The 21272-nt window shown below is 74.3% G+C and carries 18 protein-coding genes; 12 read left to right on the plus strand and 6 right to left on the minus strand.

Annotation, left to right across the window (positions count from 1 at the left end; translation table 11 throughout):
* Position 1: 1 nt before the first annotated feature.
* Positions 2 to 886, minus strand: coding sequence for a hypothetical protein (locus ACTWPP_RS19125; protein ID WP_443105642.1), 885 nt, complete (start codon positions 884 to 886; stop codon positions 2 to 4).
* A 423-nt stretch (positions 887 to 1309) separates the two neighbouring features.
* Between ACTWPP_RS19125 and ACTWPP_RS19130 the strand changes: the two genes are divergently transcribed.
* The 3 genes from ACTWPP_RS19130 (at position 1310) to ACTWPP_RS19140 (ending at position 5879) form a co-directional block, all read left to right on the plus strand.
* Complete coding sequence (locus ACTWPP_RS19130; RefSeq protein WP_443105643.1) at positions 1310 to 3130, plus strand: sensor histidine kinase; 1821 nt, start codon at positions 1310 to 1312, stop codon at positions 3128 to 3130.
* The gene (locus tag ACTWPP_RS19135) at positions 3121 to 3795 is read left to right on the plus strand and encodes a response regulator transcription factor (protein ID WP_443105644.1); all 675 of its coding nucleotides are present in this window, start codon (positions 3121 to 3123) and stop codon (positions 3793 to 3795) included. The genes ACTWPP_RS19130 and ACTWPP_RS19135 overlap by 10 nt, the downstream gene beginning before the upstream one ends.
* Positions 3796 to 4103: 308 nt before the next feature.
* Entirely contained in the window at positions 4104 to 5879 is a 1776-nt protein-coding gene (locus ACTWPP_RS19140) for a sensor histidine kinase (RefSeq protein ID WP_443105645.1), read from the plus strand.
* On the opposite strand, the gene ACTWPP_RS19145 is transcribed toward ACTWPP_RS19140, so the two are convergent.
* Positions 5876 to 6748: an EamA family transporter gene (locus tag ACTWPP_RS19145; RefSeq protein ID WP_443105646.1), complete on the minus strand. Its 873-nt coding sequence runs from the start codon at positions 6746 to 6748 to the stop codon at positions 5876 to 5878. The two genes, ACTWPP_RS19140 and ACTWPP_RS19145, sit on opposite strands and share 4 nt — an antisense overlap.
* Positions 6749 to 6821: 73 nt before the next feature.
* On the opposite strand from ACTWPP_RS19145, the gene ACTWPP_RS19150 reads away from it, so the two are divergent.
* Complete coding sequence (locus ACTWPP_RS19150; RefSeq protein WP_443105647.1) at positions 6822 to 7727, plus strand: LysR family transcriptional regulator; 906 nt, start codon at positions 6822 to 6824, stop codon at positions 7725 to 7727.
* Between the two features lie 9 nt (positions 7728 to 7736).
* Here the strand turns inward: ACTWPP_RS19150 and ACTWPP_RS19155 are convergent, their stop codons facing one another.
* The 4 genes from ACTWPP_RS19155 to ACTWPP_RS19170 all read right to left on the minus strand — a co-directional run bounded on the left by ACTWPP_RS19155 (position 7737) and on the right by ACTWPP_RS19170 (position 10867).
* Complete coding sequence (locus ACTWPP_RS19155) at positions 7737 to 8381, minus strand: TetR/AcrR family transcriptional regulator (RefSeq protein ID WP_443105648.1); 645 nt, start codon at positions 8379 to 8381, stop codon at positions 7737 to 7739.
* 13 nt (positions 8382 to 8394) lie between these two features.
* A complete protein-coding gene (locus ACTWPP_RS19160) occupies positions 8395 to 9375 on the minus strand; it encodes an oxygenase MpaB family protein (RefSeq protein WP_443105649.1) in 981 nt (326 codons plus the stop codon).
* Positions 9376 to 9452: 77 nt separating this feature from the next.
* Complete coding sequence (locus ACTWPP_RS19165; RefSeq protein WP_443105650.1) at positions 9453 to 9848, minus strand: STAS domain-containing protein; 396 nt, start codon at positions 9846 to 9848, stop codon at positions 9453 to 9455.
* 137 nt (positions 9849 to 9985) lie between these two features.
* On the minus strand, positions 9986 to 10867 hold the full coding sequence (locus tag ACTWPP_RS19170; protein ID WP_443105651.1) for a PaaX family transcriptional regulator: 882 nt from the start codon (positions 10865 to 10867) through the stop codon (positions 9986 to 9988).
* 184 nt (positions 10868 to 11051) lie between these two features.
* Between ACTWPP_RS19170 and ACTWPP_RS19175 the strand changes: the two genes are divergently transcribed.
* The 8 genes from ACTWPP_RS19175 (at position 11052) to ACTWPP_RS19210 (ending at position 21265) form a co-directional block, all read left to right on the plus strand.
* Positions 11052 to 12566 (plus strand): acyl-CoA synthetase, encoded by a 1515-nt coding sequence (locus ACTWPP_RS19175; RefSeq protein WP_443105652.1) that lies wholly within the window; start codon positions 11052 to 11054, stop codon positions 12564 to 12566.
* Positions 12563 to 13414, plus strand: coding sequence for an IclR family transcriptional regulator (locus ACTWPP_RS19180; protein ID WP_443105653.1), 852 nt, complete (start codon positions 12563 to 12565; stop codon positions 13412 to 13414). Before ACTWPP_RS19175 ends, ACTWPP_RS19180 begins: the two co-directional genes overlap by 4 nt.
* 108 nt (positions 13415 to 13522) lie before the next feature.
* A complete protein-coding gene (locus ACTWPP_RS19185) occupies positions 13523 to 14542 on the plus strand; it encodes an aromatic ring-hydroxylating dioxygenase subunit alpha (RefSeq protein ID WP_443105654.1) in 1020 nt (339 codons plus the stop codon).
* Between the two features lie 104 nt (positions 14543 to 14646).
* Positions 14647 to 14808, plus strand: a complete 162-nt coding sequence (locus tag ACTWPP_RS19190; RefSeq protein WP_443105655.1) for a hypothetical protein — start codon at positions 14647 to 14649, stop codon at positions 14806 to 14808.
* 19 nt (positions 14809 to 14827) lie between these two features.
* Complete coding sequence (locus ACTWPP_RS19195) at positions 14828 to 15901, plus strand: FecCD family ABC transporter permease (protein ID WP_443105656.1); 1074 nt, start codon at positions 14828 to 14830, stop codon at positions 15899 to 15901.
* Between the two features lie 5 nt (positions 15902 to 15906).
* Positions 15907 to 16938 (plus strand): FecCD family ABC transporter permease, encoded by a 1032-nt coding sequence (locus tag ACTWPP_RS19200; RefSeq protein ID WP_443105657.1) that lies wholly within the window; start codon positions 15907 to 15909, stop codon positions 16936 to 16938.
* On the plus strand, positions 16899 to 17738 hold the full coding sequence (locus ACTWPP_RS19205) for an ABC transporter ATP-binding protein (RefSeq protein WP_443105658.1): 840 nt from the start codon (positions 16899 to 16901) through the stop codon (positions 17736 to 17738). Before ACTWPP_RS19200 ends, ACTWPP_RS19205 begins: the two co-directional genes overlap by 40 nt.
* 35 nt (positions 17739 to 17773) lie before the next feature.
* A complete protein-coding gene (locus tag ACTWPP_RS19210) occupies positions 17774 to 21265 on the plus strand; it encodes a non-ribosomal peptide synthetase (protein WP_443105659.1) in 3492 nt (1163 codons plus the stop codon).
* Positions 21266 to 21272 lie beyond the last annotated feature (7 nt).

Raw genomic sequence — 21272 nt, forward strand, 5'->3', positions numbered from 1 at the left:
CTCACACGGCGAGCCTGTTCAGCAGCCGTCTCGTCCTGGCGGCCAGCCCCGGGGACGCGTCCGGCCCCGCGGGGGCGAGGGCGGCGGTGGCGTCGTGGACCCAGCCCTGGTGCGCGCGGCCGGTGACCCGCAGCTGCACGAGCGGGGCGTAGGAGTCCGCCCGGATGCCCTCGTAGCCGTGCCGCACGATGGAGTGGTAGATGTCGTCGGACACCACCAGCACCAGCGGCGCGCCGGTACGCCGCAGCGCGCTCTTCGCCGCCGGCGAGTCCAGCAGCCGGAAGGCGACGTCGAGGGCCTCGCCGAAATTGCCGCGGCCGTCATTGTGCACCTCTCCGGCGTGCACGACGACGCGAATGCGAATTCGCCGGTCGCCGCCCGCAGCGATCACCGGCTCCGAATTGTATTCGGCCATCAGGGCGGACAGGATCGGCACGACCGGGTACAGCAGCAGCGTTTTGGGGACCTCGTCGAAAGGATGGACGAGAACGAGCATCCCGTCGCCGCGGTCGACATACGCCTCCCGGTAGCGCTCCTCGATTCCGGCGCGGTTGAACGCCTCTTCCAGCAGCCGGTACAGCACCTGCCGCAGCTCGGCCTTCACCGCGTCGGTGCGGGTGGTGGAGCTCTCGATGTCCACCGCCAGGATGGTGCGGTAGCGCGGCCGGAGCCGGGCCGGGTCCACGACCGGGAGCCTCGGGCCGGACGCGTCGACGAGCACGGGCCGCCGGGCCGCCGCCCGCGTCCATCCCGGCCCCGCGTCCGGTGCCGTGCCCTCTGCCGTGCTCGGTGCGGTGCCCTCTGCCGTGTTCGGTCCCGCCTGCGGTGCCGTGTCCGGCTCGGCGCCCGGCCGCGGGCCCGTCCACGCGGCCGTCTCTCGGTTCATTTCCCCCGTGCCCCTTTCCCGGGAAGTCCCCCACCATCGCCGAAACGATCCTCGCAGTGCGGGGCCGAAACGGCAATCCAGATGTTCCCGGTGGCGGACCCAGGGTTTTCCCGGTGAATGTGAATTCCTTTCACTGGACGGCGAAAGGGCCGAATGGAGCCCTCCACGGATTCGGTCCCCGTGTCAAGGGCGGCGCGTCCCGGATGAGCCCGGTCGCGCGGGGCGTCCGTCCCGCATGATCGGGACGGAGACGCCCCGGGAGGGGCCGCATCGATCGGATAACGCCACTACAGGTCCGCGGCGCGGTCCGGGAAACTTCCCGTGCGCCCGGCGCGGCCGGCCGCGCGGCGGCGCCGCGTCCGGGAAAGCACGGACCGCCGCCCCGTGGGTTTCCGGTGGCAGGACGTGTCCGCAGGTCCGAGCATGGAGAGGGTGGCCGTGGTGATTTCCGCCCCGCGGCGGCGCAGGTCGCCGCCGTGGTTCGGCGCGGAGACGAGGCGCGCCCTCGCGGCCGGGCTCGCGGTGGCGGGGCTGGCGCTCCTCGCGGGCTGGCCGTACTGGCGCGACCACCCGGCCGCCGCCGCGATCACGCTGGTGAGCTGCGCCGCGATCGCGGTGGTGGGCGTCCTGCTGGCGACCGGCGGGCGGACCCGGCGCACCGGGCTGCTGTTCGTGACCGCGTCGGTGTGCTGGGCGGCCAACTGGGCGGCGAGCTGGGACGCCGGCATCGGGCCGATGATGTCGCCGTACGCGCAGGCCGAGTTCTACCTCGCGCTCGCCGTGGGCGTCCTGCTGTACCCGAGCGGACGGCTGGAGTACCTGGCCGACCGGATCTGGACGGTCATGGCGTGCGTCATCCTGCTGGGCTGCCCGACGGCGCTGTGGATGACCTCGGAGCCGGAGTGGGCCGCGTTCCGGGGCGAGTCGGTCTGGTGGCCCGCGCCGTTCCCCGACTTCGGCGTGTTCCAGGTCGTCCTGACGGTCTCCGCGGCGCTGTACCTCCTGCTCGCCCTGTCGTTCGCCGTCGTGCTGCTGCTCCGGCTGCCGCGGATGGACCGGCTGCGGCGGCTGCTCACCCTCCCGGTGACCGGCGCGCTGGCCTTCGTCGGGATCTCCGCCGCGCTGACCCAGAAGCCGATCATGGAGACCTCGATCCCGCTGGACGACCTTCTGGAGGTGTACGTCGTCCAGGGCGCGGTCGTCGTCCTCGTGCCGCTGACGCTGCTGGCGTCGGGGCTGCGGGTCCGCATCAGCGAGCTGGCCGTCGCCGGCCGGATGCTCCGGCTCACCGCGCCGGTGTCGGTGGAGCGGGTCCGCGACGCCCTGCGGGACGTCCTGCACGACCCGACCCTGGAGCTGTGGTTCTGGGCGCCGATGGAGGAGACCTACGTCGACACCGCCGGACGTCCCGTCGACATCGATCCCGTCGGGGACACCGGCGCGGGGGAGCGGGCCGGGGGCGAGGGACGGTGGCGGCACCGGGTGCTCAGCGCGTCCGGCGACCCGCTCGCCGTCGTGGAGCTCGGCGGCGCGCTCCGCGACCACGGGTCCCTGGTCGAGGCCGCGCTGGCCGCGGGCGGCCGGGCGCTGGAGACCGCGCGGCTGCAGGCCGGCGTGCACGCGGGCCTCGAACAGGTCCGCTCCGCCTACCGCCGCCTCGTCCGGGCCGAGACCGTCGAACGCGAGCGTCTCGCCCGCGACCTGCACGACGGCGCGCAGCAGCGGCTGCTGGCGCTCGGAGCGATGCTCGGGACGCTGGAGGCGGTGACCGCCGACCAGGTGGTGAAGGAGCACGCCCGGACGTGCCGCGCCGAGCTGATGGAGGCCCTCGCGGAACTGCGGGCGCTCGCCCGCGAGGTCCAGCCGGCGCTGCTCGTCCAGGACGGTCTCGGGCCGGCGCTGGAGGTCGTCGCGGAGCGGCTCGGTACCCGCGTCAAGCTCGACGTCACCCCGCGGCGGTTCTCCCGGGAGATCGAGTCCACGCTTTACTCCGTGCTTTGCGAGACGTTGTCGTACGCTGTCGAACGCGCGCGTGCGACAGAGGTGTCCGTGCGGGTCGGCGCCGAGGACGGCCGGCTCGTCGCGGAGGTGAGCGAAAGCGGCGGCCCCGGCGATCCGGCCGCCGATCCCGCCGCCGATCTGGCCGGGCTGTCCGGCCGGATCAGGGCGCTGCGCGGCAACGTGGACGTCGGCGGCGGTCCCGGACGGGGCACGACGGTGAGGATGGATCTGCCATGCGAGTAGCCGTGGCGGAGGACAGCGGGATCTTCCGGCAGGCGCTGGTCACCCTGCTCACCACGGTCGGCATCGAGGTCGTCGTGTCCGCCGGCTCCGGTGAGGAGCTCCTCGCCCGCGTCGCCGGCGACCCGCCCGACGTGGCGATCGTCGACCTGCACATGCCCCCGACGTACAGCACCGAGGGCGTCGTCGCGGCGCGCCGTCTTCTGGAGCGCCATCCCGGCCTCGGCGTGCTCGTCCTGTCGGCCTACAACGAGACGCCGCAGGCGATGGAGCTGTTCCGCGACCGGCCGCGCGGCGTCGGCTACCTGCTGAAGGACCACGTCACGGACGTGGAGAACCTGCGGTCCGCGCTGGAGCGCGTCATGCGGGGCGAGGTCGTCATCGACCCGGACGTGGTGAGCAGGCTCGTGGAGGCCCGGCACCGGGAGCACGAGCTGGCCCGGCTGTCGGCGCGCGAGCGGGAGGTGCTGGCGCTGATGGCCGAGGGCCACTCCAACGCGGGGATCGGCAAGCGGCTGCACCTGTCCGCCCGGACCGTCGAGGACCATGTGCGGGCGATCTTCACCAAGCTCAGGATCACCTCGTCGGGAGGGCCGCCGGGGCCGCAGGACAGCAACAAGCGCGTCCTCGCCGTCCTCACCTGGCTGCGGGCCGCCGAGGCCCGCTGAGGCCCGCCGAACTCCGCCGGCCGGTTCCGCCCGCGCCTCCGCGCCTCCGCGTTCAGTCAGGCCCGCGCATCAATCGGATAACGGGCCCTCGCGCCCGGCCCACCCGGTGAGGAAAACTGACCGGATCGGTCGGGTCGCGTCAGGTGGCCCGGTGGTGGCCCCCGCACGCCACCGCCGCATTCACATCGGTCCCGGGCCCCGGGACCGCGCCCGGCCCGCTCCATGCTCCCGGTGCCGTCTCCCTCGCACATCCGGGAAAACCCCGTTCCCGGCCCCAGGTCGCCCGGGACGACACGGAAGGGACACCGGTGAGCCCCGTGCCCTGGCGGCCGCCCCTGTGGCTCGGCGCGCCGGTCCGCCGCGCCCTGTGCGCGGGCGCCGCCGTCGCCGCGGGCGCGCTGGCGTGCGGCTGGCCGTACTGGCGCGCGCAGCCCGCCGCCGCCGCGGTCACCCTCGCCTGCTGCGGCGGGTTCGCGGCCGCGGGCGGGCTGCTGGCCGCGGGACGGCGCGGCCGCCGGACGGGCGCGGCGTTCATCGTCGCCGCGGCCGCGTGGGCGGCGACCTGGGCGGCGGCCTGGAACGCCGGCGCGGGCCCGCTCGTCTCGGTGTTCGCCCAGTCGGTGTTCTTCACCGCGATCGGCATCGGCGTCCTGCTGTACCCGGGAGGACGCCTGGACGGTCCGGCCGCCCGGCTGTGGACGGCCGCCGCCGTCGTGATCATGGTCGGCGGGCAGGCCGTCCTGTGCGCCGTCTCGCGGCCCCGGTGGAACGGTTTCGCCGCCACCGCGGCGTGGCCGGCGCTGCACCCCGGCCATGAGGCGTTCGAGGCCGTCCAGCGCGTGATGACGGCCCTGATGATGGCCCTGGCCGGCGCCCTGGTGATCATCCTTCTGGCGCGGCTGCCGCGGATCGGGCGGCTGGACCGGACGCTCACCGTCCCGGTCGCGGTCACGGTGACGATCGGCGTCGCCGGGGCCCTGGCGATCCAGGGCACGCTCCTGCGCGCCGGGGTGGAGCTGGACGACGTCCTGCGCGTCTACCTCGTCCAGGGGATCTTCGCCACGATGGTGCCGCTCGCCTTCCTCGGCACCGCGCTGCGCACCCGGCTGGCCGAGCTGACCGTCGCCGAGCGGATGCAGCGCCTCACCGACCCCGTCTCCGTGGAGAAGGTCCGCGACGCCCTGCGCAGCGTCCTGCGCGACGACACCCTCGACCTGTGGCTGTGGGCCGGCGGCGGCTATGTCGACGTGGCCGGGCGGCCGGTGGACGCCTGCCTCGACGACACCGCGCCGGGCGACGCCCCGGGACGCTGGCGGCACGAGGTCAGGACGTCCGGCGGCGAACCCCTCGCCACCGTGGACGCCGCCGCCGTGCTCCGCGACCACGAGCCGCTCGTCGAGGCCGCGCTCGTCGCCGGGGGCCGCGCGCTGGAGACCGCCCGGCTGGAGGCGGCGGCCCAGGGCAACCTCGAACGGGCCCGCGACGCACGGGAGCTTCTCGTCCGCGTCCAGGCGGCCGAGCGCGAGCGGCTGGCCGCCGACCTGCAGCACAGCGCCCAGCAGCGGCTGCGCGCACTGGAGGGGATGCTCGCGGAACTGGAGTCCGCGGCCGCGGACCCGCGGGCACGGGAACAGGCCCGGACCTGCCGCCGCGAGCTGGCCGAGGCGGTCTCCGAACTGGACGGCCTCGCCCGCGGGGTGCATCCCGCGATCCTCGCCGACGCCGGCCTGGCCCCGGCCATGGGGCTGGTCGCCGCGCGCGCCGCCGTCCCCGTCCGGCTCGACCTGCCCGCCCGCCGCTTTCCGCCCGAGTTCGAGTCGACGCTCTACTTCGCTCTCTGCGAGGCCCTCACCAACGCCGTCAAGCACGCGCGGGCCGGCTCCATCGAGCTGAGCGTCCGCCCCGGCGCCGGCGGGATCGTCGCCGAGGTCCGCGACGACGGCGTCGGAGGCGTCGCACCGTCCGCCGGCGGCGGCCTCGCCGGCCTCACCGACCGCGTCCGCGCCCTCCGCGGCGACGTCACCGTGGACAGCCCGCCCGGCGAAGGCACCACCCTCAGGATCACACTCCCGGACCCGGGCTAGCGGCGGTGCAGGTGCGAGAGCGCGGCGCCGGCGGACGCCGCTGAAACGCAGGCGATGGCCAGCCAGGCCGACCACGCCAGGTGCTCGCCCAGCAGGACGAGCCCGGCGGCGGCGCCCGCGGCGGGTTCGAGGCTGACCATCACGGCGACCACGCGATCGGGGAGCCGTCGGAGCGCCGCCAGATCCAGCGACCACGGGACGACGGCGGAGAGCAGGGCGACACCGAGCCCGGCGAGGAGGACGTCCGGCCTCAGCAGCGCCCGGCCCGCCGCCGGCGCGAGGAGAAGGACGAGCAGCGCCGCGAACGCCGCGGCCCAGGCGAGCGGTGCGCCGTCCGTGGTTCCGGCGCGCTTGTTCAGGACGAGATAGGCCGCCATGCAGGCGCCCGAGGCGAGGGCGAACGCGATCCCGGCCGGTGGCAGCGCGGCGCCGGACGGGCGGGAGAGCAGCAGGACGCCGATGCCCGCCAGCGCGGCCCACAGCAGATCGGCCCACCGCCGCGCCCTCACGAGAGCGAGCGCGAGGGGGCCGAGGAACTGGAGCGTGGAGGCGACGCCCACCGGCAGCCGCTCCATCGCCGGGTAGATGAGGTGCATCCCGGCGATCGCCGCGCCCAGGCCGGCGATCAGGCCCAGCGAGTCGCGGCGCGGCAGGCGTGGACGGCGGACGAGGAGCATCACGAGTGCCGCGAACGTCAGCCGGAGCACGATCACGCCCGATGCCCCGGCCATCCCGAACATCGCCTTGCCGCACGCCTGGCCCGCCTGGATCGAGACGACGCTGCCGAGCACCAGCAGCGGAGCGGGGACCCGCCCGGCCGCCCCGGTGTCCGCGCGCTCCATGGCGCGGCGGTCCGTCCTGATCGCCATGCGGCCAGTCTGCGAGGCGGCGATCGTGCGGGTCCATCGAAAGATTCCGCACATCATCATGTTGAATGGCCATATGATCGACCATCGCCTGCAGACGCTCCGGGTGCTGCGGGAGCGGGGCACGGTGACCGCCGCCGCCGAGGCGCTGCACCTGACGCCGTCGACGGTGTCGCAGCAGCTCCGGCAGCTCTCCCGCGAACTCGGCGTCGACCTGCTGGAGGCGCAGGGACGGCGGGTGCGGCTCACCGCCGCCGCGCACACGGTCCTGCGCCACGCCGACGTCCTGTCCGCCCAGTGGGAGCTCGCCCGCGCCGACCTCGCCGGCCACCGGGCCGGGACGGCGGGGCACGTCCGTTTCTGCAGCGTGTCCAGCGCCCTCGCCGCGCTGGTCGCCCCGGCGGCCGCGCTGCTGCGCGAGGAACACCCGCGCCTCACCGTGCACATGAGCGAGAAGGAGAGCGACGACACCGCCCACCTGCTCCTCGCCCGGCACTGCGACATCGCCGTGGTCATCCCCACCGGGGCGACCCCCGCGCCGGACGACGCGCGGTTCGCCCAGTGGCCGCTGCTCGACGAGCCGCAGGACCTGCTCGTCCCGGCCGGGCACCCGCTGGCGGCGCGCGGGACGGCGCTGCTGTCGGACGCGGCGGCCGAGCCGTGGATCGGCTCGCCGGATCGCTCCGACCAGCACCAGCTGATGCTCGCCTCCTGCGCGGCGGCCGGCTACGCGCCCCGCATCGCGCACGAGGCCAACGAGTGGTTCGCGGTCTCGGCGCTCGTGGCGCGCGGGTTCGGCGTCGGCCTGGTGCCCCGGCTCGCCCCGCTGCCGCCCGAGGACCAGGTGGTCAGGGTCCCCCTGCGCGGCGCGGTGGTGCCGACGCGGCGCATCGTCGCCTGCGTCCGGCGGGGCAGTGACGGGCAGCGGCCCATCGCCCGGGGCCTGGAGGCGCTGCGCGAGGCGGCGCGGAACCGCGGTTAGCCGCGGGCGTCAGCCCCGCGGGTTGCCGACCATGGGGAGGAGGTAGCGGCGCGCGAAGTCGCGGGCGCCCTCGTCGTCGAGCGGGATGTGGCCTTCGGGGGTCAGCATCAGGGAATGGGTGAGGCGGATGAGGATCTCGGCGACGACCTCGGGGTCGACGTGCGGCGGGGCGGCCCCGAGGCGCTGCGCGGTGCGCAGCCGCCCGGCGAGGTAGCCGCGGGCGGCGGCCAGCAGCGGCCCGGCCTTGACCGTGGCGTGCGGGAGGGCCAGCTCGGGCTCGACGACCATCAGGCGGGTCATCAGGCGCTGCTCGCGGCTGATCCGCAGCGTGACGGCGAACCCCTCGACCAGGCGCTCCTCCAGGGTGGGCAGCGCCGCGACGGCGTCGTCCAGCTCGGCGAAGAACCGCCGCGCCTCCCGTAGCAGGACGCCTGTGACCAGGTCGCCCTTGGTGGGGAACCGGCGGTAGATGGTGGCGCGGCCGAGCCCGGACTCGCGGGCGACGTCGTCCATGGTGGTGCGGCGCGGCCCGTAGGTCTCGAACGACCTGAGGGCGGCGTCCAGGATCCGGTCGGTCTGGGGTTCGCTCTCCGCGCCGCCGGTGAGCAGGCTGCGCAGGAGTTCGTCGTCGCTCGTCGGTTCGTCGCTCGTCATGGTGCCGCCGACTCTAGTCCGGTGCCCGCCGCGCGGAGCGCATGGCGCGGGCGGCGATGGGGGACAGGAGCAGCCGGTCGGGCGTCACGGCGCCGGCGGCGCGCACGGTCCGCGCGAACAGCTCGAAGCGGAGCCGGTCGGCCGCCGTCCAGCGCAGCCCGAACCGCTCCCGCAGGACGGGCGGGAGCGTGGCGATGCCCGTCTCGCGCAGCAGCCGGGTCGGCGGGAGCGCGAGGCCCGTCCAGGCCGCCTTCGGCAGCGGCCACTTCGGGGGCGGCGGCAGCGGCGTGCGGTCGAGCCGGATGAGCAGTTCCACGGTCTCGTTGCCCTCGAGGCGGTTCTCGACCATGTCGTCGAAGTAGTCGCGGAAGGCGGCGGGACCGGACGGCAGGTGGCGCTCGGTGACGCCGAGAGCGAGCGCGAGGTCGCGCCACTCCCGGAAGAGGGCCTTCTCCTCGGCGGGGCCGATGGCGCGGCCGAACACGCGTTGCGTGTGCACCATGCCGTGGAAGAGCGTCGCGTGCACCCAGAGGTACGCCTCGGGGTTCAGCGCGTGGTACCGGCGGCCTTCGGCGTCCACGCCCTTGATGTCCCTGTGGATCTCGCGGAGCCGGGCCGCCTCGTCACGGCCGCGTCCCTCGCCGCGGTAGCCGAGGAAGTCGTTCGCCGACTCCAGGGTGCGTCGCAGGCGCCCCCAGCGGTCCTCCACGAATTCGGAGTGGTCGGCGACGCCCGCGCCGACCATGGGGTGCGCGACCTGCAGCAGCAGCGTCGACCGGCCGGTGAACACGCCGCGCCAGTCGCCCGCGTACCGCCAGGTGAGCGAGGACGGCCCCGGGATGGCGCCCGCCGGGCGGTGCGCGGCGCCGGGCGCCGGCCGGCCGTGGTCAGCGTGGTCGGCGTCGTCGCCAGGGTCGCCAGGGGCGCCAGGGTCGGCGTGGTCGGCGTGGTCGGCGTGGTCGGCGTGGGAGGTGCGGGTGTCGAGGCGTTCCATGGGAACCTCACCCTCATGAGACGTTAATACGGAATGCGTATCATCATCTGGGTGAGGCGGCAAGCGGCCCCGGCCCCTCAGGGCTCGGTCAGGGCGGCGATGGCCTTCTCCCGTGTCGGGTGGGCGATCAGATGGCGGTCCAGGCCGCTGCGCTCGATGATGGTGCGGAACCGCCGCTCCGGGCGGGCGAGGACGAACTCGCCGCCGGCCCTGTGCGCGTTCTTCCAGATGACGATCAGGGCGTTGAGGCCCGAGGAGTCGCAGAAGTCGACCTCGCCGACGTCCAGCACGACCCGCGGCGGCCCGCCGAGGCCGCGCATGTCCGCCAGGACGTGTTCGCGCAGCTGGTCGGCCGTGAGGATCGTGAGTTCCCCCTCCGCCTCCACGACCAGGCAGGCGTCGCGGACACGGCTGCGGATCCGCAGCGGCTCGCGTGGGACCCTGTCCGGCGGCCCGTCCGCTCCGAGAGACATGCCGATCACCTTCCGTCATCGCAGGCACCTCGCGTACCCGCGAACGGGCAGGTCATTCCACTTGTCCACGGAGAGGGCCCGTCGACGGAGAAGGCCTGTCCACGGAGAAGGCCTGTCCACGGAGAGGGCGGGAGGGATCAGCCCAGCCGGACGAACTCGATGGCCTCGTCGGCGAGGCGCCGGGCGGGAGCCCGGTAGCGGTCGCGCAGCTCCATCAGGACCTGCTGCCCCCGGACGGCGGGCCAGCCCGCCGGCAGGTGCTCGACGGGAAGCCGGGGATCGGCGCGGACGAGCTGCAGCCACTCGGTGGTCATCCACAGGTAGCGGGCGAGGTCGTCGGGGGCGTGGGGCAGCGGGTCCGGGCGGTCCCAGCGGTCGAGGAACGCGCGGTAGCCGCCCGCCAGGCCGTCCAGGTCGAACGCCTCCCGCAGCATGCCGGCGACGTCCGTCGGCTGCTCGGCCCGGCCGGCGAAGACCTTGAGGTGGCCGTTCAGGCCGAGGCCCGCGACGATCGGGCGGACGTCCACCCGGGACGGCGCGATCCACGTGCCGTTGCCGAGGGACCCGAAGCCGGCCCAGGTGAGCCGTGCGCGCAGGTCGTGCCGGACGCGCTGCCACGACTCGGGCATGGAGAACGCGAGCACGGTCCAGTCGCCGTCCCAGTCGGTGTTGAGCACGCCGCGGCGCCAGACGCGGTCGTCGCCGTCGCGCAGGATGCCCTCCGACCGCTGGGTCAGCCCGAAGTGCATGCGGCGGCCCTCCCGGTGCCGCTCCAGCAGGCCGCGGCCGACCATGCGGGTGAGCGTCGACCGGACGGCGTGCTCGCCGACGCCGAGCCGGGCGAAGGTGTCGATGAAGCTGCCGGAGAACACGGCGATGTCGCGGCCGAGCACGTAGTTGCCGAGATAGGTCAGCATCAGCGACTGTGGCCGGAGCCTCGGGGACGGCTCACCGGCCGCAGTCGGCCCGGCAGCGCTCTGTGCGTTCACCTGTTCGGCCACCCGTTCGGCTCCCGTCATCCCGTCAGCGTAACGACGGCGCGGGCGCCGCCCGGCCCCACCGCCCGGCCCCACCGCCGTGGCTGCCGCCACAGCTCTGGTGACACGACCCCGGCGCCACGTCGATGTTCGGCAAATCATTGACCACTGTGGAGAATACGCCTAACTTCGGCCGTACGCCCACCCCGGGAGAGGACAGCCCCGAATGCGCAACGAAGGACTCGGGTCATGGCCGGCGCGCCGCGCCCGCAAGACCCCTCGGGCGGCCGCCCTGGTCCACGACGGACGGACGCTCACCTACGCCGCCCTGCTCGGCCGCGTCTCGCGCCTCGCGCACGCTCTGCGCGGCCTCGGGATCCGGCCCGGCGACAGGGTCGCCTACCTCGGCCCCAACCATCCGTCCTTCCTGGAGACGCTGTTCGCCACCGGAATGCTCGGCGGCGTGTTCGTCCCGCTCAACACCCGGCTCACCGGCCCCGAGATCGCCTACCAGCTGGACGACTCGGGCGCCTCGGTGCTGGTGCACGGGCCGTCCCACGCCGGGCTGGTGGACGGCATCCGCGGCAGCACCCCGGTCCGGGAGCACGTCGCGCTCGACGACCCGGGGGAGCGCGGGTACGAGGCGCTTCTCACCGCCGCGGACGACGCCCCGCTCGACGTGCCCGTCGCTCTCGACGACCCCTGCATGATCATGTACACGTCCGGGACGACCGGTGTGCCGAAGGGTGCCACGCTCACCCACGGCAACATCACCTGGAACGCGATCAACGTCCTCATCGACCACGATCTGGTGGCGGGCGAGGTGGCGCTCGTGTCCGCGCCGCTGTTCCACACCGCCGGGCTCAACATGCTCACGCTGCCGGTGCTGCTCAAGGGCGGGACATGCGTGCTCGTCGCCGCGTTCGACCCCGCCGCGACCCTCGATATGATCGCCGAGCACAGGGTCACGTTCATGTTCGGGGTGCCGACGATGTTCCAGCGGGTCGCGCGGGAACCGGGCTGGGCCGGCGCCGACCTGTCCTCGCTGCGCATCCTCACCTGCGGCGGCGCCCCGGTGCCGCCGTCACTGATCGAGACCTACCAGAAGCGGGGCCTGACGTTCCTGCAGGGCTACGGGATGACAGAGGCCGCCCCCGGCGTCCTGTTCCTCGACGCCTCCCGCGCGGTGTCCAAGGTGGGCTCGGCCGGGGTGCCGCACTTCTTCAGCGACGTGCGCGTCGTCGGCCCCGACATGGCGGACGTGGCGCCCGGCGAGACCGGTGAGGTCGTCGTCCAGGGCCCGCACGTCATGCGCGGCTACTGGGGACGTCCCGACGACACCGCCGCGGTGCTCGCCGACGGCTGGTTCCACAGCGGCGACGCGGCGCGCCTCGACGAGGACGGCTACGCCTTCATCGTCGACCGGATCAAGGATGTGATCATCTCCGGCGGCGAGAACGTGTACCCGGCCGAGGTGGAGAACGCGATCCTCGCCGATCCCGACGTGCTGGAATGCGCGGTCATCGGCGTCCCGGACGACACGTGGGGCGAGGTCGGCCGCGCCGTCCTGGTCCCGCGGCCGGGCGCGGACGTGGACCCCGGCAAGGTCCTGGACGCGCTGTCGGGGCGGCTCGCCCGCTACAAGATCCCCAAGTCGGCGGTGCTGGCCGACGAGATCCCGCGCAACGCCGCCGGCAAGATCCTCAAGACGCGGCTGCGGGAGGAGCACGGCATGCCATGACGGCGTCCGACCGGCCGGCGTCCGGCAAGGCGGCGTCCAGCGGGCCCAGCGGGCCCACCGGCGGCGGCGGGGGGCGGCCCACCGTCACCAGCCGCGTCCTGGACATCCTCGAGGCGTTCTCCGCCGAGCGCACCGCGCTGAACATCACCCAGATCAGCCGGCACGCCGGCCTGCCGCTGTCCACCGCGCACCGGCTGGTCGGCGAGCTGACCCACTGGGGCGCCCTCGAACGCGAGCCCGGCGGCATGTACCGGATCGGGCTGCGGCTCTTCGAGGTCGCCGCGCTCGCACCCCGCGGGCCCGTGCTGCGCGACGCCGCGATGCCGTTCCTGGAGGACCTCTACGAGGCGACGCACGAGAACGTCCACCTCGCCGTGCTGGACGGCCTGGAGGTCGTCTACATCGAGCGGATCTCCGCCCGCGACGCCGTGCACGTCCTGTCCCGCGTCGGGGGACGCTGGCCCGCCCACGCGACGGGCGTCGGCCTCGCGATGCTCGCGCACGCCGACACCGAACTCCAGGAACGCGCCATCGCGGGACCCCTCCGCCGCTTCACCGACAAGACGATCGCGTCCGGTCCCGAACTGCGCCGCGTCCTCGCCGAGGTCCGCCGGACCGGCGTGGCGATCAGCGACGGCCAGGTCGAGACGTTCGCGCTGTCGGTCGGCGCGCCGGTCTTCGGCCCGGACGACGCCGTCGTCGCCGCCGTCGCGATCGTCGTCCCGTCCGACGGCTGGGAGGCGCGGACGCTCATCCCCGTCGTCCGCGCCAGCGCGCGCGGCATCTCCCGGGCGCTCGGCGCGCCCCGTGCCCTGCGTCCTCCGGAGACCGCGCTGCACAGCCGCTGACGAGCGCGTTCTTCCGTTGGACGGAATGGGTGTGGCCCACCTCACCGGAACGTCGAGATGGTCGACGGGACCCGTCGTCCACTCATCGTTCACCGGAGGAACGGCCTCATGGTCTTCGCACGCAACCAGTGGTACGTAGCCGCCTACAGCCAGGAGGTGGGCGACGACCTGCTCGCCCGGACCATCTGCGGCGAACCCCTCGTCATGTACCGGACGCAGGCCGGGGAGGCGGTCGCCCTCACCGACCGCTGTGTGCACAGGCGCTTCCCCCTGTCGGAGAGCAACCGCGACGGTGACCGCATCGTCTGCGGCTACCACGGCTTCACCTATGCGCCCGACGGGGTGTGCGTCGCCGTGCCGGGGCAGACCCGGATCCCGCGCACCGCCCGCGTCCCCGCCTTCCAGGTCGTCGAGCAGGACTCGCTCGTCTGGGTGTGGATCGGGGACGGGGAGGGCGAAGCCACCGCGATCCCGCGCGCCCCCTGGCTGGACGCGCCCGGTTATATGACCGTCCGCGGCATGGAGCCCCTCGCAGCACGCTACGAGCTGCTCGTCGACAACCTCCTCGACCTGTCCCACGAGACGTACCTGCACGCCGGCTACATCGGCACCCCGGAGGTGGCGCAGACGCCCATCACCACGGAGGTGGACGACGAGGCGGGCGTCGTGTACGTCAGCCGCCGCATGAAGGACGTCGAGTGCCCGTCCTTTTACGCCGAGTCCACCGGCATCGAGGGCCGTATCGACCGCTGGCAGGACATCGAGTACCACCCGCCGTGCCTCTACCTCCTGCACAGCCGCATCGCCCCCACCGGCGTCGAGCCCGGCCCGGACGGCGACGACTCCAGGGCCTGCCACGCCGAGATCGTCTATGCCATCACCCCCGAGACGGAGACGACCACGCACGACTTCTGGATGGTCGCCCGCGACTTCGCCCTGGACGACGAGAACGTCTCGGCGTTCCTCGCCGAGAGCAACCGCACGGTCGTCCTCCAGGATGTGGAGGCGCTGAACACCCTCGAGAAGGTCATAGCCACCGAACCCGAGGGCTACCAGGAACTGTCCATCAACATCGACACCGGCGGCCTCGCCGCCCGCCGCATCCTCCAGCGGCAGACCACCCGATGAGCCCACCCCGCCCGAGCAGCACGGCGCCACCGAGCAGCCCACCCCGCCCGAGCAGCGCGGCGCCCCCGAGCAGCGCGGCGCTCCCGAGCAGTACGGACCGTCCGGTGACCGCAGGCCGCCTGCGCGTTGAATGGTCACCGGGCTCCGACCGCCTCACCGGCATCTGCCACTGCGGCGCCCAGCACACCGCCGAGGATCCGGCCGAGATCTGGACGTGGCTGCTGGCGCATCCCGACCACGCGGCCGGGCTTCACCAAGGTTGTTAGCTTAGGCTAGCCTCATATTGTGTTGTCCCCCGCGCGGATACGGCCGCTGAGACCCCCGGCGCAGGCGGACGAACCGCGCGGTGCAGGCCGCCGTGCCGGTCGTCGAGCCCACCGGTGGTGGCTGGCACTGCTGGCCGGGGCGCTGCTGGCGACGGTCGTGGCCAGCCTCGCGATCGGTGCCGGGGACGTCCCGCTCGGGCGGGTGCTGCCCGGCGTGTTGTCCCCGGACGACGAGTCGCGGGCCGAGTTGATCGTGCATGAGCTGCGGCTGCCGCGCACGCTCCTCGGGATCGTGGTCGGGATGGCGCTCGGGCTCGCCGGCGCGGTGATGCAGGCGCTCACCCGCAACCCCCTCGCCGAGCCGGGGCTGCTCGGCGTGAACGGCGGGGCGGCGCTCGCGGTGGTCATCGTCATCGGCGCGTTCCAGGTGGACGACCCGCTCGTCTACGTCTGGGCGGCGTTCGCCGGCGCGGCGGGCGCGGCGGCGGTCGTCTACATGATCGGCGCGCGGGGGCGGGGCGGCGCGTCGCCCGCGCGGCTGGTGCTCGCCGGCGCCGCGGTCAACGCCGTGTTCAGCGCCCTGACGGCCGGTCTGATGCTGCTCAGCCCGCACAGCTTCAACGGCTTCCGGTTCTGGCAGGTCGGTTCCCTCGGCGGACGCGAGATATCGGTCTTCGTCCGGATCCTCCCGTTCGTCGTCGCCGGCATCGTGCTGGCGCTGCTGCTCGCCCGCCCGCTGAACGCTCTCGCCATGGGCGACGACGCGGGCCGGGCCCTCGGCTCGCGTCCGGGGCGGACCCGGGCGCTCGGGGCCCTCGCGATCGTGGTGCTGTGCGGCGCCGCGACGGCGTCGGCGGGGCCGATCGCGTTCCTCGGGCTGGCCGTCCCGTTCATCGTCCGGACGCTGGTCGGGCCCGACCTGCGGCTCGTCCTGCCCTACTCGCTGCTGCTCGCGCCCGTCCTGCTGCTCGGCGCCGACATCATCGGCCGCATCATCACCCCCGGCGAGCTGGAGACCGGCATCGTCACCGCGTTCCTCGGCGCGCCGCTGTTCGCGGTGATGGTCCGGCGGGGGAGGACGCGCGACCTGTGAAGAGCATGCGGGTGAGAGTCCTGCGGACGGGCGCGCTCTCGGTCCGGTGGGAGCCGCGCGCCGCGGCGGTGTGCGGCGTGCTGTCGGCGGTCGCCGTCGGCGCCGCGGTCCTCGTCGTCGGCTCCGGGGAGTTCCCCATCTCGCCGCCGGAGGTGGTGCGGGCCCTCCTCGGGCAGGGCGACCGCGCCACCGAGTTCATCGTCACGACCCTGCGGCTGCCGCGCGCCGTCACCGGGCTGCTCGCGGGCCTGGCCCTCGGGCTCAGCGGCGCGATCTTCCAGAGCATCTCCCGCAACCCGCTCGGCAGCCCCGACATCATCGGTTTCACCACCGGTTCGGCGACCGGCGCGCTGCTGCAGATCCTGGTGTTCGGCGGCGGCGCCGTCGCCATCACGACCAGCTCCGTGGCGGGCGCCTTCCTCACCGCGCTGGGCGTCTACCTGGTCGCCTACCGCCGCGGCGGCGGCGTCCACGGCGTCCGCCTCGTGCTGATCGGCGTCGCCGCGGCGGCGATGCTGCAGGCGCTGAACTTCTACCTCATCACCCGCGCGGAGCTGCGCGAAGGATACGAGGCCGCGTTCTGGCTGACCGGCAGCCTGAACGGGCGGGACTGGGACCAGGCCGTCCCGCTTGCCCTCGCGCTGGCCGTGCTGGTCCCGGCGGCGCTGCTGCTCGCCCGGCCCCTCGGCATGGGGGAACTGGGCGACGACGCCGCGCAGGCGCTCGGCGTCCCCGTCCAGAGGACCCGGGCGCTGCTCACGGTCGCCGGGGTCGGTCTCGTCGCCTCCGCGACCGCGGCGGTCGGGCCGGTCCCGTTCGTCGCGCTCGCCGCGCCGCAGCTCGCCCGGCGGCTGACCCGGCGGCCCGGCGCGCAGTTGCTGCCCGCCGCGCTGACCGGGGCCGCGCTCCTGACCACGGCCGATCTCATCTCGCTTCACATGCCGGTCGCGATGCCGGTGGGCGTCGTCACCGGCGTCCTCGGCGGCGTGTACCTGGCATGGCTGCTGTCCACCACCGCACGGAAGGGGACGACGTGACGAATTTGCGCGCGGAAGGTCTCACGCTGGCGTACGAGAAACGCGTCGTCGCCGAACGGCTCGGGGTGCGGATCCCGGACGAGTCCTTCACCGTCATCGTCGGGCCCAACGCGTGCGGGAAGTCGACGCTGCTGCGCGCTCTCGCCCGCCTGCTGCGTCCCAGGGAGGGAACCGTCCTCCTGGACGGCGACGCGATCGGCGCCCTGCCCGCCAAGCGCCTCGCGCGGCGGCTCGGGCTGCTGCCCCAGTCGCCGCTCACCCCGGAGGGAATCACGGTCGGCGACCTCGTCGCGCGCGGCCGGTACCCGTACCAGGGGCTGCTGCGGCAGTGGTCGCGGGAGGACGAGGCCGCGGTCGAGGCCGCGATGGCCGCCGTCGGCGTCACCGACCTCGCGAGCCGCGTCGTGGACGAGCTGTCCGGGGGGCAGCGCCAGCGGGTCTGGCTCGCGCTCGTGCTGGCCCAGCAGACCGGCATCATGCTGCTGGACGAGCCGACGACGTTCCTGGACATCGCGCACCAGATCGAGGTGCTCGACCTGTGCGCGCGCCTCCACGAGGAGGGGCGCACCCTCGTCGCGGTCCTGCACGACCTCAACCACGCCTGCCGGTACGCCACGCACCTGATCGCGATGCGCGGCGGCGAGGTGCTCGCCGCGGGCGCGCCCGCCGACATCGTCACCGCCGATCTCGTGGAGCGCGTGTTCGGCCTGCCGTGCCGCGTCATCCCCGACCCGGAGACCGACACGCCGCTGATCGTCCCGGCCGACCGGCGGCGGGCGTTGACGGCGAAAACCGTCTGAATTAGGTTAGCCTTACCTAACTTGAGGGGAGTGGCGTGTCCGATTCAGGGCTGACCTGGGAAGATCTGCACACCGCACTGGCCGAGGTGCTGGGCGAGCCCGCGGCGGCGGACGACAACCTCATCGAGCTCGGAATGGACTCGATCCGCCTCATGCAGCTGACCGGCCGGCTGCGCCGCCGCGGCGTCGAGATCCGCTTCGCCGAGCTGGCCGAACGCCCCACGCTCGCCGGCTGGTGGGACCTCCTCGCGGAGAAGGGCCAGGTCGAGGCGACCCTGGGCCCCGGCGCCGGTGGCACCCCGGCGGACCTCGGCCCGGCCGACCTCGACCCGGCCGACCTCGACCCGGCGGACATCGAGCCGGACGGGCCGTTCGCGCTGGCGCTGATGCAGCACGCGTACTGGATCGGCCGCGACTCCGGCCAGTCGCTCGGCTCCGTCGCCGCGCACCTGTACGTCGAGCTGGACGGCCGCGCGATCGACCCCGACCGGTTCGAGCGGGCCGTCCGGGCCCTGGCGAAGCGGCACCCCATGCTGCGCGTCGCGGTGTCCGACGACGGCGCGCAGCGCATCCTGCCCGAACGTCCCGAGCCCGCGGTGACCGTCCATGACCTGCGCGGTGTCGCCGACGCGGAAACCGAGCTGGAGGCGATCCGCGCGGAGATGTCGGTGCAGCGGCTCCCGATCGAGGACGGCCGCGTCTTCGACGCCCGGCTCAGCCTGCTTCCGGCCGGGACCGCCCGCCTCCACCTGGACGTCGACATGGTCGCCGCCGACGCGATGAGCTACCGCGTCATGCTGGCCGACCTCGCCGCGCTGTACGAGGGCGAGACCCTCGCGCCGATCCGCTACGGTTACGCCCGCTACCTCGCCGACGACCCCCGCGCGGAGGCCCGCGAGCAGGACCGGCGGTGGTGGGCCGAGCGGCTCGCCGCCCTGCCCGGCCCGCCCGAGCTGCCGGTCGTCCCCGAGCCCGGAGACCGCGTCGAGCGCATGCACCACTGGCTGCCGCCGGACGACAAGGACCGGCTCCTCGCCCGAGCCCACGCCGAAGGCGTCACCCCGGCCATGGCCCTCGCGGCGGTGTTCGCCGAGGTGATCGGCGCCTGGTCGGCGACACCCCGCTTCCTGCTCAACCTGCCGCTGTTCCACCGCGAGCCCGTCCACCCAGACGTGGACCACGTCGTCGGCGACTTCACCGGATCCATCATGCTGGAGGCCGACCTCACCACCGACCTCCCGTTCGTCGAGCGCGCCCGCGCCGTCCAGGCGAACCTGCACACCGCCGGCGCGCACAGCGACTACTCCGGCCTGGAGGTGCTGCGCGACCTGTCCAGGCTGCGCGGCGAGCAGGTCCTCGCCCCGATCGTCTACACCAGTGCGCTCAACCTCGGCGAACTGTTCGGCGGTGCCGTCGGCGAACGCTTCGGCGAACCGGAGTGGATCATCTCGCAGGGCCCGCAGGTGCTGCTCGACGCGCAGGTGACCGAGGTGTCCGGCGGGCTGCTGCTGAACTGGGACGTCCGCCGCCCCGCGTTCCCGGAGGGCGTCGCCGAGGCGATGTTCGACGCCTACACGGCCGCCATCACGCGTCTCGGGGCGCCCGGCGCCGACTGGGACGTGCCGCTCGGCATCGCCGCGACGCCGTCCCAGCTCCGCGTCCGGCACCGGCTCAACGCCACCCCGGCACCGCCGCCCCGCACCCTGACCGAGGGATTCTTCGACCACGCCCGCCGCCGCCCGGACGCCCCCGCCCTGCACTGGGGCGACGACGGGACGCTGACCTACGGCGAGCTGGCCGAACGCGCCCTGCGCATCGCGTCCGCCCTCGCCGCCGGAGGCGTCCGGCCGGGCGACCGCGTATCGATCGAGATCCCGAAAGGCCCGGACCAGGCCGCCGCGGCGCTCGGCGTCCTCGCCGCCGGCGCCGCCTACGTCCCGATCGGCCCCGAGCAGCCCGAGGCCCGCCGCACCAAGATCCGCGGCGCGGCCGAAGTGGCGGCGTCCCTCACCCCGGACGGGATCGTCGACGCCGAGCCTCGGGGCGGGCAGCTGGGCGAGCCGCCGGCCGGGCCGCCGGGCGGGCCGCTGGGCGGGCCGGTGAGTGAGCCGTTGGGCGGGCCGGTCGGGGTGCGTCCCGACCAGGTGGCGTACGTGTTGTTCACGTCCGGATCGACGGGTGAGCCCAAGGGCGTCGAGGTGTCGCACGGCGCGGCGATGAACACCATCGGCGACCTGGTCGAGCGGTTCGAGATCGGCCCGGGCGACGTCACGTTCGGGATATCGGCGCTCGACTTCGACCTGTCGGTGTTCGACCTGTTCGCCCCCTGGTCGGCGGGCGGCGCGATCGTCCTTCCCAGCGAGGACGAGCGGCGTGACGCCGCCCGCTGGGGGGAACTGGTCCGGCGCCGGTCGGTGACCGTGCTGAACTGCGTCCCGTCCGTGCTGGAGATGCTGCTGCGGACGGGCCCGGCGGAGAGCCTGCGGCTGGTCCTGCTCGGCGGCGACTGGGTCGGCACGCACCTGCCCGCGCTGCTGGAGGAACGCGCGCCCGGATGCCGCTTCGTGGCCCTCGGCGGGACGACCGAGACCGCGATCCACTCCACCGTGCAGGAGGTCGCGGGGGAGGTGCCGTCCGACTGGCACGCCGTCCCGTACGGGGTGCCGCTGCGCGGCGTCGCGTGCCGGGTCGTGGACGAACTGGGCCGCGACCGCCCCGACTGGGTGACGGGCGAGCTGTGGATCGGCGGCGGAGGCGTCGCCGACGGCTACGCCGCGGACGCCGCCCGCACCGCGGACCGGTTCGTCGTCCGCGACGGCACCCGCTGGTACCGGACCGGCGACCTGGCCCGCTACCGGCCGGACGGAACGCTGGAGTTCCTCGGCCGCCGCGACCACCAGGTCAAGGTGCGCGGCTTCCGGATCGAGCTCGGCGAGGTCGAGGCCGCGCTGCGGGAGCATCCCGCCGTCGGACGTGCCGTCGCGCTGCTCGCGAACGGCCGCCTGGCCGCCGTCGCCGTCGCGTCCCCGGATCTGGACCGGGACGCGGTGCTCGCGCACGTCCGCGACCTCCTGCCGCCGCACATGGTGCCCGAACTGCTCGTCCGCGTGGACGAGCTGCCGCTCACCGCCAACGGCAAGGTCGACCGCAAGGCGCTCACCGCCCTGGCCGCCGCCGAGGCCGGAGACGCGGCCGACGCCTATGTCGAGCCGAGGACGTCGCTGGAGAAGGTGCTGGCCCGGATCGTCGCCGGGGTGCTCGGGAAGGAGCGCGTCGGCGCGGACGCCGACTTCTTCGCGCTCGGCGGCGACTCCGTCCTCGCCACCACCGTGATCGCGCGGCTGCGCGAGGCGCTCGACACCACCGCGCTGCCGGTCAGGGTGCTGTTCGCCGAGCGGACCGTCGCGCGCGTCTCCCAGCGCTTCACCGAGCTGGAGGAGGCGCCGGGACGGCTGGAGGCCGTCGCCGAGATCTGGCTGGAGGTCGAGTCCATGACCGAGGACGAACTGGCCGCCCGCCTCGGATGACGGCCGC

The organism is Actinomadura sp. 3N407 (assembly GCF_052245875.1).
In the GTDB taxonomy this organism is placed as follows: Bacteria; Actinomycetota; Actinomycetes; order Streptosporangiales; family Streptosporangiaceae; genus Spirillospora.